The organism is Rheinheimera sp. (assembly GCF_037442345.1).
Classification (GTDB): Bacteria; Pseudomonadota; Gammaproteobacteria; order Enterobacterales; family Alteromonadaceae; genus Pararheinheimera.
On sequence record NZ_JBBIQL010000035.1, the window covers coordinates 1 to 12,835 of the forward strand.

Here is a 12,835-nt window from a genome sequence, read left to right on the forward strand (position 1 = left end):
GTGTACGCCGGAGAACTCTAATCAGGAATGCACCGATTTTAAGGGATGTTTACAGGTGGTCAGGCTCTGCCCTGTTGCTGCAATGCAAAGGCTGTTTTTCGGGTTGTAGTGCGGCTGGCTCGCCTTGTCGAATCTCTGTATCTCCTGCTGGGACTGCGCATTATGGTAAAGCCTGGCACCAGCAGGCAGTTTGGCTTGCCATAACAACAGAATAAAAGAACAACAGACAGGGGTTAGATAATGCATAAACGTAACGCACTCTCGCTTGCGGTGGCGATGGCATGCGCTTTTTCTGCAATGGCGCAGCAGTCCGATGTCAGCAACAACACAGTCTCTGCCACAGCGCAGGCGTCTGAAAACGAAACTGCACTGGAAGTTATTTCCGTTACTGCGACCAAACGCAAAACCAAGCTGATGGAAACGCCGGTGGCCATTTCTGCGCTGAGCGACACCCAGCTGCAGCAACATGGTGTCAATAATGTGGTGGACATTGCCGATCTGGTGCCGGGGCTGGATATTGCCGTGTCTTCCGAGCAGGCGGCTCCGGTTATTACCATGCGTGGTATCCGTTCCACCAATATCACCGAACTGGGTGACCCAGCTGTGGGTGTGCACCTGGACGGTATTTATTCACCCCGGATGCAAGGTGCGCTGGCACTGATGTACGACGTGGAGCGGGTAGAAGCATTGCGTGGTCCACAAGGGACTTTGTTTGGCCGTAACTCAACAGTGGGCAGCATTAACGTACTGACGGCCAAGCCTGAGATTGGCAACAGCTTTGGTAACCTCTCTACGGAGCTGGGCCGCTTTAATGGTCGAAGTGCAGGGGGCATGTTTAACCTGGCGGTGACAGACGATTTTGCCGTGCGTTTTTCCGGCAAAGCATTAAAGCGGGATTCTTATGTTGAAGGCTACTGGGACCCGAACCAATACGACACCCGTTATTTGCCAGCTGGGGTGCTGGACGCTGAAGTGATTTCAGACAACTCCTATCAGGGCATTGGGCAAACCTTAACCCAACGCGAAAACTGGTGGATAGATGCGGCAGGCACAGATCCGGAAGCACAAAAGGTGCGGGCTTTAACGGCGGCCGATAAAAGCGATTTCTATAACAATGCCAATGAGCATTCGTTCCGCGTCAGCACTTTATGGGAACCTGCGGCAGGCCGTTTCTCCAACCATACGGTGTTCCAGTACTACAAAAACGACAGTGCCGGCTCTACCGACATGGTCAACTGTGAAAAGTTACGGGGCCGACCCTCAGAATTTGGCGGCGACTGCAGCAGCTTTTTACCCAGCGACAACACCTATCAGGCCGTGGTGAATGTGCCGGGTAAACTGGAGCTGGACATCACTTACCTGCGCAACACCTTAAACTATGAACTGACCGACGAGCTGGATCTGGTCTGGTTGGCAGGCTATGAAGACATGAAGCGCCAATCGGCTCAGGATATTGAAACTGGACTGGATGTCTGGGACGGCGCTATGTTTTTCCTCGATGGCACAGGCGCACGTTCTTACTCGACGGAGCTGCAACTGCAGTCGGATGAACTGGGGGATTTAGTCTGGATAGCGGGTGTAAACCTGTTCCATGAAAAAACCACTACTGTGGGTTATTACGACAACCCTATGGATGATAAAGCCTTTTGGGATCAACCCGACCGTTCTACCGACGCCCTGGCTGCATTTGGTCAAGCCACTTACAACCTGAGCCCTGAACTGCACCTGACCTTGGGTTACCGTTTCAGTGACGAAACCAAAGAAGACGTGGGGGGCCGCACTCTGCGTTGTTCCAATGCCGATGGGTGTGCGCCGGGCTGGTATAACCGCACTGTGTTGTCCGAATTACCGACCACAGCCTTTGAAGACCCGTCCATTTACAAATCCTCTTTTGCCAATGACAACAAAGGCAGCTGGCGTAACCACGATTTCCGCTTAGGGCTGGATTACGACTTAAGCGCAAACACCATGCTGTATGGCTATGTGGCCTCAGGCTTTAAAGCCGGTGGTATAGGTGACGTGTTTGAAGTGGTGAATGACAGAACAGGTCAGGTCCAACGCATTGAAACCCAGTTTGATCCTGAACAGGTAGTGACCTATGAGCTGGGTACAAAAACCAGCCTGTTAGAGAACTCGCTGAACTTGCAGGCGGTGCTTTTCTATACCGACTACACCGACATGCAATACGCCTCTGTGGGTTCTGTTGGCAACGTTGAACGGCTGGCTCCGGTGGAAAACCCGGATGGCAGCCCTGTGCTGGATGAAAACGGTCAGCCTGTGTTGGATTACCGCAATATGCCAGTGGTCGCCTACTACACGCAGAACGTTCCGGGTTCGACCATCAAAGGGGTGGAGCTGGAATTTGACTGGAAACCTTATCCGGCTGGCCGTATCAACGGTTATGTCACCTGGACTGACGCCCGGGTGACCGAAGATTGGATCACCAAATGGGATTACGACCCAGAGTACCTGTTTGGCCTGACGTATGAAGAGTCGATCGACCCGGAAAACAGCGTGCTGACCACTAACCTTAAAGGCAATCAGCTGGCGATGGTGCCGAAATACACGGCCAACATCAGTTACACCCACAGCTTTGACCTGGGCAGCTATGGTTACATCCACGGCTGGTTTAACCTGAGCTGGAAAGATAAATCCTACAACACCATCTGGAACGTTGACCGTCATTTAGACGATATGAATTTCGCGGTGCCGGATGAAGCCGTGCGTTATATTGATGATCGCAGAGACGCTTACACCTCTGCCAATGCGTCACTGAAGTACGAGCCGGTCAGCCAGGCCTGGTTTGCTGAAGCCTTTATCAGCAATGCCACCAACGAAATAGTCCAGCAATGGAGTAACACAGGCAAAGGTTTCCCCAAAGGCAGCTTCGGCATGCCGCGTTACTACGGGGTGCGCGCTGGCTTTAATTTCTAAGGCGCACGGACCAGACAGAAACCGCTCTCCTATTGGTGAGCGGTTTGTTTTTTTATCAGGTGCGGCCAGCCGGCGTTTGGCTGGCAAAGGTAATGAGGTTTTTATGCCGAAGAATAAACAAGTCACAACCAGCAAGGGCAACACGTTACGGGCTTTGCTGTGTGCAACGCTTGCTGTCAGCAGCCATGCACTGGCCAGTGAACAACAGCAAGGCGCTGACCAAACGATACAAAAAGGGCCGGTTGAGTGGCCTTATGTCAACACGGGTCTGCCGTCAGACCCGCAACTGGAGCAGTTGCTGGATCAAATACTGGCCCGTATGACTTTAGGGCAAAAAGTGGCGCAGATGATCCAGCCGGAAATTGGCTATTTGTCGGTGGCACAAATGCGTAAATACGGCTTTGGTTCTTACCTGAACGGCGGCAATACCGCGCCTTATGGTAAAAAACGCGCTTCGGCTGAGCTGTGGCTGAAATACGCTGACGAAATGTATCAAGCTTCGGTCGATGCCAGTCAGGACGGCAGCCGTATCCCAACTATTTGGGGCACAGACGCTATGCATGGTCATAGCAATGTCTATGGCGCTACGTTGTTTCCACACAATATTGGTCTGGGCGCAGCCAACGACCCTGAACTGATTCACCGCATAGGAGTGGCCACCGCCAAAGAAGTGGCCGCTACCGGCATTGAATGGAGCTTTGCCCCCACTGTGGCTGTGGTACGGGATGACCGCTGGGGCCGCACTTATGAGAGTTATTCTGAAGACCCGGCCATCGTCAAAGCCTATGCAGGCCAAATGGTGTCGGGTTTACAGGGCACTTTGGGCAAAGACTTTCTGCAAGGTTATGGCCGTATCGCCACAGCGAAACACTTTGTGGGGGATGGTGGCACTGAAAAAGGCATAGACCGTGGCGACACCCTGATTGACGAACAAGGCCTGCGGGATATTCATGCGGCAGGTTATATGACCGCAATTCAGGCTGGGGTGCAGTCGGTGATGGCGTCTTTTAACAGTTGGAATGGTGTGCGTTTGCATGGGCACAAGTACTTACTGACGGACGTGCTGAAAAACCAAATGGGCTTTGATGGCTTTGTGGTCAGTGACTGGAATGCCCATAAATTTGTGGAGGGTTGCGATCTGGAGCAATGCGCTGCTGCGATCAATGCCGGTGTGGATGTGCTGATGGTGCCAGAGCATTTTGAAGCGTTTTATCACAACACCATTCGCCAGGTCGAACAGGGGCTGATCCCTCAGTCGCGTATTGACGACGCGGTGCGGCGTTTTTTACGGGCGAAAATTCGCTGGGGCCTGTTGCAGCGCGGCAAACCCTCTGAACGGCCGGAATCACTGCAGCAGTTCAACAGTGAAGCACATAAGTTGCTGGCACGGGAAGCTGTGCGTAAGTCATTGGTGCTGCTAAAGAATAACCAGAATATTTTACCTTTGTCTGCAAAGAGCCGGGTGCTGGTGGCCGGTGACGGGGCCGACGCTATTGCCAAACAGGCAGGGGGCTGGAGTGTGTCCTGGCAGGGCACCGACAATACAAACGACGACTTCCCGAACGCCACCTCAATTTATCAAGGCATCCGTCAGCAGGTTGAGGCGAGCGGCGGACAGGTGGAACTGGCGGTGGATGGGCGTTACCGCAACAAGCCTGATGTTGCCGTTGTGGTGATTGGGGAAAACCCTTATGCCGAGTGGTTTGGCGACATTCAGCAACTGGAATACCAGCATGGCAACAAGCAAGATTTAGCCTTGCTTAAACAGTTAAAGCAGCAGGGCATTCCGGTCGTGACGGTGTTTTTAACAGGCCGGCCACTCTGGACCAATAAAGAGATCAACGCATCCGATGCCTTTGTTGTGGCCTGGTTGCCGGGGTCTGAAGGGCAAGGTGTTGCTGATGTGCTGCTGGCCGATAAAGAGGGCAAAGCCCGCTATGATTTTCAGGGCAAACTGAGCTTCTCCTGGCCTCGCTACGATCACCAGTTTGTATTAAACAAAGGTGACAAGGACTACGACCCCCTGTTTGCCTATGGTTATGGCCTGACCTATGCGGATCAGACGCAACTGGGCGTGTTTTCTGAAAAGTCGACAGCGCAGGTTTCCGACAGCGGGCACGATGGCGTTGAACCTCTGCTGTTACGTAATCTGGCGCCCGGCATGGCCTGGCTGTTAACCGACAGCAGCTCTGCGCATTCGTCAGCGGCGACCGGTCTGATCACCACGCCCTTTGGTGTCAGTGCCGATGGTCAAAGCCTGGTCATGCAGTCTGTGAACTTATCCTTTCAGGAAGATGGCCGGCAGTTCCGTTGGAATAGCACTGATGATGCGTCTGTCCGCCTGCGTTATGTCCAATCTGCAAACAGCGTTCATTCGGGCGCGAAGTACCTGCGTTTTAGCCTGCGTTTTGACCAGCAAGTGCCGGCCACCCTTCAGCTTGGCGCTTTGTGTGATGTGCAAGGACAGTGCCTGCGGCAGCTTTCGTTGGCAGAGCCTCTTGCCCACTTCAAACCCGGCCTGTGGCATACTGTCGAGCTTGCATTGGGCTGTGCCGGGCAAAAAAACCTGGCCAGCGGGCTGAAAGATGCGTTGGTGCTCCGCTCGAAAGGGCAACATAGCCTGGCGCTCGCCGATATTGTGCTACTGACCCAGAACGCTGAGCCACAGGCTGAAACTCAGAGTTTGCGGCTGGAATGCGGGGCGGAGCTGGCAAAGTAACCATCAGAATTAAACCAGGTCGTCGGGCTTTTCTCTGCTGAAGCCGGCGGCGTGGTTGAGCAGGCTGGATTGGAAAGGTGTTACAAACTCTGAGTCGACAACAATTGTTCTGGCTGTGTCAGATGGGTGGTTGGGTGGTGTATGCACTGCTGACCGAACTGATGATTAAAATTCCCAGCCAGGAGCCCTGGCAGGTGGCTTTGCCTCATCTGCTGCTCGATAGCTGTTTTGGTTTTGGCTTAACCTTATTGTTGCGTGCCTGGTACCGACGGATCAGCGTGCAACAGACCCGTTTAAAAGTGCTGTGGCATTTGCTGGTGATCCTGGTGGGTTGTCTGGTGTGGACCCAGTGGAAATGGCTGACCTTACAGTGGCTTTATGGCCAGGTCTGGCAACAAATGACCTGGTTCGACTTTGGCACCTGGAATTCGGCGTCGTTAACCATTTTGTTGACCTGGACTGCGCTGTATTACGCGTCCAAAGCCACCTTCGAAACCATGGAACAGCGGCAAAAAGCTGCAGAAGCCATGGACCTTGCCAAAGAAGCGCAGCTGAAAATGCTGCGTTACCAGCTGAACCCGCATTTTATGTTTAACAGCATTAATGCCATTTGTACCTTGATTCTGAAGCAAGATAACCTGCATGCCGTGAGCATGCTGGAGAAACTGTGTGAGTTGTTGCGTTATAGCCTGTACACCGATCCGCTGGCCAAAGTGACAGTGGCGGAGGAGATCCGGATTTTACAAACCTATTTTGCAGTGGAGCAGTGCCGGTTTCGCGACAAACTGGCGGTGACAGTGGATGCTGCAGATGACGTCAGGCATCTGTTAATGCCATCGCTGCTGTTGCAGCCGTTGGCAGAGAATGCGCTTAAACATGGCATGTTGCATATGCAGCCGCAATACAGTGTGAGTGTCAGTTTCAGCCGGGAAAATCACTACCTGCTTATTGCCATGTTGGACAATGGCTGCGGTTTTACGCATCGCCCGGACACAGGGTCAACAGGCATTGGTCTGCATAACTGCGAAGAACGGCTGGCGCTGATTTACCCCGGACAAAGCCTGTTTGAGTTTGGCAACAGGCCCGAGCAGGGGGCCTGGATCCATATCCGTATTCCGATTGAGCCTTCCGATGCTGCTCTGCAGGAGGCCGGATGACAGTACTTCGAACCCTGATTGTGGATGATGAACCTGCCGCTATTGAAGGGCTGCGCTTGCGTCTGCAGGGCTTTACTGAGATTGAGCTGGTGGGTGAAGCCAGCAGTGTGGAACAGGCCTTGTTGTTGATTGAGCAACTGCTGCCTGAGCTGATTTTTCTTGATATCGAAATGCCCGGACAAAGTGGGTTTGATTTAGTCCGGCAGCTGCACTATGGGCCGGCCATAGTGTTTGTTACTGCATTTCATCAGCATGCGGTGCAGGCGTTTGAAGTGCGGGCGCTGGATTATCTGCTTAAACCTGTGACACAGGAGCGGCTGGCCGACGCCATTGAGCGGGTGCGAGGGCTGGCGGGGGCCGACCACAAGGCCAGGTTAAGCCTTGCTGCAGCACCTGTGGCCGGCGAAGCGGTTGAACCGGCGGAATCGGCTTTTTATAAGGGGGAGCGGCAAAAACTGGTGATCCAGGATGGCCGCAACCCAATTCAGCTGATCCCATTTCAGGATATCCTCTGGATTGATGCGGCCGGGGACTATATGTGTGTGCATACCCCGCAGGAAACTCATGTCATGAGGGCCCGGCTCAAAAGCCTGATTCAGGAACGTCTGCCGGACTGTTTTGTGCAAATCCACAAATCCACAGTGGTGAACCTGAACTACATCGACCGGCTTGAGCCGCTGAATAACACCGAATTCCGGCTGTTTCTGAACACGGGGAAAGAGTTAAAAGTCAGCCGGACTTATGCCAAAGAACTTAAACAACGTTTGATTGGTTAGGGGCCAAAGCGATCGGCTTCGCATTGGCCCTGGCTGGCGCTACTCCATGTCCTCCAGCTCTTTGCCTTTGGTTTCGTGCACCATTTTCAGCACAAACACCACAGAAAGCAGCGCTCCCAACGCATAAAGGCCATAAGCCCCAGCCAGCCCAATGCCGGTCAGCAGCAGTGGAAAGGTCATGGTGATCAGGAAATTACACAGCCATTGTGCCAGGCCACTGACCGCAAGGCCGACGCCACGGATTTGGTTTGGGAACATTTCGCCCAGCATTACCCACATGACCGGGCCCCAGGACAGGTTAAAGAAAAACACATAGGCATTGGCGCTGACCAGTGCCAGCGTGCCGTGTTCGCCGAGCAACAGGTTGCCGTTGTCGTCTTGCGCCGCGTTGGCAAAGGCATACACCAACAGCACCAGCGTGATAAACATGCCGGCTGAGCCCCAGAGCAGCAGTGGTTTACGGCCAATTTTGTCAATGACCAAAAGCGTCAGCACACAGGCCAGAATACTGATGGCGCCGCTGATCACATTAATTAAAAGTGCGTCGGCTTCGGAAAAACCCACGGCCTGCCACAGCACGGCACCGTAATAAAACACCACATTAATGCCGACCAGCTGCTGAAAGGTGGCCAGGCCCAACCCCACCCAAACCAAAGTGCGCAGTTTGCCGGTGGCCGGGTCACGTAAATCACTTAAGCGGGGCTGATGGTTGGCTTGCAGTGATTGCTGAATTTCTGCCAGTTTTTTCTGGGCTGAGGGCTCACCAAACAGTTTGGTCAGCACCAGTTCGCCGTCAGTCTGGCGGCCTTTCAGTACTAAATAACGCGGACTTTCCGGAATAAACAGCAGCATCAGTAAAAACAGCGCGGCAGGGAACAGCTCAATCCAGAACATCCAGCGCCAGGCAGCGAAGTTCCACCACAGGGTTTCGGTGGATGCCCCTGCGTAATTGGCCAGCAGGTAATTGCTGACAAAAGCCATAAACAGGCCAAAAATGATAGCGATTTGCTGCAAACTGCTGAGCATGCCGCGATAGCGAGCCGGTGCCACTTCTGAAATATAGGCCGGGGAAATCACCGAGGCCGCGCCAACGGCCAGGCCGCCGAGAATACGGTAAATGACAAACTCCAGCGAACCGTTGGCGATGCCGGAACCCCAGGCGCTGACAATAAACAGCAGCGCGGCCCAGAGCAAAATACTTCTGCGGCCATAACGGTCTGCCAGCCGGCCGGCAAAATAAGCGCCAGCCGCACATCCGAGCAACATACTGGCGACATTAAAGCCGGTGCCGACACTCTGGGACTGAAAGGCCTGCTGCAGGCCGTCCACAGTGCCGTTAATTACCCCACTGTCAAAGCCAAACAAAAAGCCGCCTATAGTGGCGACCAGGCTGATAAATAAAATAAAGCCGCTGTTTTCGGCAGGCGGACTGTTGGCGCTGTCAATGGCGGCAGTCTGTTGTGTTGCGGTTTGCACCTGAACTCTCCCCTTGTTGTGATTCGGGCTGCCTGTTGTGATTGTTTTTAAAAACCTCTGCAACCCGCCTGCCAGCATAGGGCTTCTGCCACAGCTGCACAGCAGGGCTGCGAAAAAAGATAAACCTATAAAAACATTCCATTAAAGGACTGGCTTTGGGGGCAGGCTAAGGTAAGGCAGTCGCTTTGGCGGCTCTGACAACAATCAGACCGGATGCACCGGTTTGGGCGTGCGACAAGGAACCCATTGCTATGCGTAAAACCATGATCACCACAGTGTCTGCCGCGCTGCTAAGTTGTGGCGCTCAGGCGGCCGACAGTGCCGCCATCCCACCGCTTTACAAAGATGCCAGAGCACCTGTGACGGAGCGGGTGGAGGATTTATTGGGCCGGATGACGCTGGATGAAAAACTGGCTCAGCTGCAAAGCGTCTGGCACCAACGCCGTCAGATGGAAAGCAGCGGGATGCAGTTTTTGCCTGAGAAAGCCAAGGCCCTGATCCCCCATGGTATAGGCCATATTGGCCGGCCGAGCGAATACAAAACACCACGCCAGATGGCGGAATTCAATAATGCGGTGCAGCGCTGGCTGGCGGAGCAGACCCGGCTGGGCATTCCGGCGTTGATGCACGAAGAAGCGCTGCATGGTTATGTGGCCTATGACGCCACCAGCTTCCCGCAGGCTATGGCGCTGGCCAGCAGCTGGTCACCGGCTGATCTGGAAAAACTCTATGCACTGGCTGCCCGCGAAATGCGTGCCACCGGGGCGCACTGGGCTTTAGCGCCAGTGCTGGATATCGGCCGCGACCCGCGTTGGGGCCGTATTGAAGAAACCATGGGAGAAGATCCCTACCTGGTGTCTGCGCTGGGCATCGCGGCAGTGCGGGGGTTTCAGGGACTTGCCAGCAAAGAGGCTGCATTTGCTGAAGATAAAGTGGTGGCCACACTGAAGCATTTAACTGGCCATGGGCAACCGCAGGCTGGGGTGAACACGGCGCCGGCCCATATAGCACCACGTGAATTGCAGGAAGTATTCTTAGCGCCTTTTGAAGCCGCTATAAAAAAAGCGTACGCCGCCAGCATTATGCCGTCTTACAACGAAGTGGATGGAGTGCCGTCCCATATCAACAGCTACCTGCTGCGCGAGCTGGCGCGTGACCAGTGGGGCTTTAATGGCGCTGTGGTCAGCGATTATTTTGCCGTGCAGGAACTGCGCAGCCGCCATCAGCTGTTTGCCAGTGAGGCCGAAGCGGCCAAAGCGGCGCTGCTGGCCGGGGTGGACATGGAAACGCCTGACCCCAAAACTTTTCCTTTGCTCAAAGCTCTGGTGGAAAAGGGGGAGCTGCCGGTCAGTGCCATCGATCAGGCGGTGCGTCCTGTGCTGGCGTTAAAGTTCCGCCTGGGGTTGTTTGAAAAGCCTTATGTGGATGAATCGAAGGCGGATGCAGCGCTGGGTTCGGCTGAGGGGCGGCAGCTGGCATTGCAACTGGCGGAAGCATCCATAGTGCTGCTGAAAAATGACGGTACCCTGCCACTGGATGCCCACAAGTTGAAAAGCCTTGCGCTGATAGGCGCTCATGCCGACGAAGCCCTGCTGGGTGGTTACAGCAGCATTCCACGCCAGACGGTCAGCCTGAAAAGCGCGTTAGAGCAGCAGCTGCAAGGCAAGGTGGCGGTGACATTCGCCCGAGGCAGCCGCATTACCGACAATAACTTTTTAGAGCCCAAAGCCAGCGGCAGTGCCGACAGCACCGATACCTCCAGCACCAATGCGCTGGCTGAAGCGGCGGCCAGGGCTGTGGTGGAGCGCAGTCACAAGGCGGGCACTTATTCGATGCTGCGCTGGAACCATGACGAGACAGTGCTGGCCAGTCCGGCCAGTAATGCAGAATTGCGCGCAGAGGCTGTGGCTCTGGCTAAAAGGTCGGATGCCATAGTGCTGGTGCTGGGTGAAAACGAAGGTTTGGCGCGCGAAGCCTGGGCGGATAAGCATTTGGGTGACCGCCCCAGCTTGGAATTGAGTGCCGACCAGCAATTACTGGCCAAAGAAGTGCTGGCGGTGGCTGCAGATAAACCGCTGGTGCTGGTGCTGAGCAATGGCCGTCCACTGGCACTGGGGGCTTTGGCTGAACAAATGCCTGCCATTGTGGAGGCCTGGTATCTGGGCCAGGAAGGCGGCACGGCACTGGCCAATGTGCTGCTTGGCAACGTAAATCCGTCCGGTAAATTGCCGCTGAGCTTTCCGCGCAGTGCTGGCCATATACCACTGTTTTACAATCACAAAGCATCCAGCAGCAGAGGCTACCTGCATGACGACATTCAACCCCTGTACCCCTTTGGTCATGGCCTTAGTTACAGCCAGTTTGACTACAGCAATCTGCAGCTGAACAAAACCACAGCCAAAGCAGGGGAAGAGGTGGAAGTGAGTTTGCAACTTAAAAACAGCGGCAGCCGCGAAGGGACGGAAGTGGTGCAGCTCTATGTGCAGGACCCGGTGGCCAGTTTAACCCGGCCTGTGCAGCAACTGGCCGGGTTTGCCCGGGTCAGTCTGCAGCCGGGGGAACAAAAAACAGTGCGGTTTCGTCTGCCGGTGAACCTGCTGGCCTTTTTAGGGCCGCAGCAACAAGGCAGGATGCCCTGGTTGCTGGAGCCAGGGGAGATCCGGTTGCAACTGGGCAGCTCTTCGGCCGACATTCGCTTACGTGGCCGTTTTGAGGTGGTGGGGCCAGCGGCCGATGTCAGCAATGACAGGGCGCTGCAAAGCACAGTGCAGATTGTTGATTAGCACAGAAAGCCCGCAGCTGCACTGCGGGCTTTTTGTCATGGGATCACCGATAGCAGTTCCGGGTTGACCACCAGGTTGCGTACCGCATGTGGGCCATGTTCATGAAATGGATTGGCTTTGCACCAGGCCGCCATAGAAGCCACATTAACCTTGGCCACTTTGGGCCGCACGCTCCAGGTCACCTGAAAAGGGGACGCCACTTCATTGTATGCAGGCCCGGTTGTGGAACCGGCGTACTGTATCGGGGTGCCGGTATTGGTGGGGATATTGGGGGCCTGATGGTACCCCTGGTTGAGGCCAACAGCGGCCAGGTGAGCGAAATCCAGCGCCTGGCTGTCATTGACCAGGACATAAACCTGGGCTTCCACCCGCAGCTCCGGATTTTTAATGCTGTCGTTAAAACAGGCATTCAAGGTGGCGCCAGGCCCGACCATAGCGCTGCTATGCACATAATGCACTTCAATGGTGTCGCCGGATTGCAGGCTGCCATGTTCACCGGCACAAACGGGTTCAGCCAGAGGTTTCAGTTCGGCGGCGCTTAATGTTCCGCTGTAGTGGTAGCCGGTGCCAATGCCTTTGCCGTCGCCATTGCCTGCATAGCGGGTAAATTCCCCACCTTTATGTTCAGCACTGCGGTGCAGGTGAATATTGCACAGGTTCATCTGGCTGGTGGGCGGCGCCAGCGCAAAAATCCGCATAGTGTTCCCGGCTTTGGCGTCTAGATCCCGCGGCGATTGCGGACCAAAACCTTTGCCCAGGCTGTTGGCGGCCAGTTTGGCATTTTGTGCACTGATGACCTGATCGGGCACAACCATGGAAGGGTGAGAGGGGGTGTCATTGGCGGACGCGGCGCCGCAGCTTAGTGCCGCCAGTGCCAGGTAACACGAAAGGGATGGACTCATGCTGTCTCCTTGCTTTGTTGGGGTGTGTGCCTGGTTGGCAGGTTGAAGGCAGCGTCAAGTGTAGACAAAAAATGCGCAGGCGCAGCCG

At 54.8% G+C, this 12,835-nt stretch carries 7 protein-coding genes; 5 read left to right on the plus strand and 2 right to left on the minus strand.

All coding sequences use genetic code 11. From position 1 onward, the window contains the following. The first annotated feature begins 240 nt into the window (after positions 1–240). The 4 genes from WKJ04_RS17190 (at position 241) to WKJ04_RS17205 (ending at position 7,586) form a co-directional block, all read left to right on the plus strand. Entirely contained in the window at positions 241–2,934 is a 2,694-nt protein-coding gene (locus tag WKJ04_RS17190) for a TonB-dependent receptor (protein WP_337881537.1), read from the plus strand. A gap of 103 nt (positions 2,935–3,037) precedes the next feature. Continuing rightward, positions 3,038–5,653, plus strand: a complete 2,616-nt coding sequence (locus WKJ04_RS17195) for a glycoside hydrolase family 3 N-terminal domain-containing protein (protein ID WP_337881538.1) — start codon at positions 3,038–3,040, stop codon at positions 5,651–5,653. Positions 5,654–5,730: 77 nt separating this feature from the next. Beyond that, on the plus strand, positions 5,731–6,810 hold the full coding sequence (locus WKJ04_RS17200; RefSeq protein ID WP_337881539.1) for a histidine kinase: 1,080 nt from the start codon (positions 5,731–5,733) through the stop codon (positions 6,808–6,810). Then, positions 6,807–7,586 (plus strand): LytTR family DNA-binding domain-containing protein, encoded by a 780-nt coding sequence (locus tag WKJ04_RS17205; RefSeq protein WP_337881540.1) that lies wholly within the window; start codon positions 6,807–6,809, stop codon positions 7,584–7,586. Before WKJ04_RS17200 ends, WKJ04_RS17205 begins: the two co-directional genes overlap by 4 nt. A gap of 39 nt (positions 7,587–7,625) precedes the next feature. Here the strand turns inward: WKJ04_RS17205 and WKJ04_RS17210 are convergent, their stop codons facing one another. Further along, positions 7,626–9,062 carry a sugar porter family MFS transporter gene (locus tag WKJ04_RS17210; protein ID WP_337881541.1) on the minus strand — a complete coding sequence of 479 codons (1,437 nt, stop codon included), beginning with the start codon at positions 9,060–9,062 and terminating at the stop codon, positions 7,626–7,628. Between the two features lie 251 nt (positions 9,063–9,313). Here WKJ04_RS17210 and WKJ04_RS17215 point away from each other — a divergent pair, with 251 nt between their 5' ends. Beyond that, the gene (locus WKJ04_RS17215) at positions 9,314–11,845 is read left to right on the plus strand and encodes a glycoside hydrolase family 3 N-terminal domain-containing protein (RefSeq protein WP_337881542.1); all 2,532 of its coding nucleotides are present in this window, start codon (positions 9,314–9,316) and stop codon (positions 11,843–11,845) included. A gap of 35 nt (positions 11,846–11,880) precedes the next feature. On the opposite strand, the gene WKJ04_RS17220 is transcribed toward WKJ04_RS17215, so the two are convergent. Continuing rightward, a complete protein-coding gene (locus WKJ04_RS17220; RefSeq protein ID WP_337881543.1) occupies positions 11,881–12,747 on the minus strand; it encodes a delta-class carbonic anhydrase in 867 nt (288 codons plus the stop codon). Between the last annotated feature and the right edge of the window lie 88 nt (positions 12,748–12,835).

Coding starts and splice junctions, on each gene's coding strand:
- WKJ04_RS17205 (WP_337881540.1), top strand. CDS start 6,807: ATGACAGTACTTCGAACCCTGATTGTGGATGATGAACCTGCCGCTATT.
- WKJ04_RS17195 (WP_337881538.1), top strand. CDS start 3,038: ATGCCGAAGAATAAACAAGTCACAACCAGCAAGGGCAACACGTTACGG.
- WKJ04_RS17220 (WP_337881543.1), bottom strand. CDS start 12,747: ATGAGTCCATCCCTTTCGTGTTACCTGGCACTGGCGGCACTAAGCTGC.
- WKJ04_RS17215 (WP_337881542.1), top strand. CDS start 9,314: ATGCGTAAAACCATGATCACCACAGTGTCTGCCGCGCTGCTAAGTTGT.
- WKJ04_RS17190 (WP_337881537.1), top strand. CDS start 241: ATGCATAAACGTAACGCACTCTCGCTTGCGGTGGCGATGGCATGCGCT.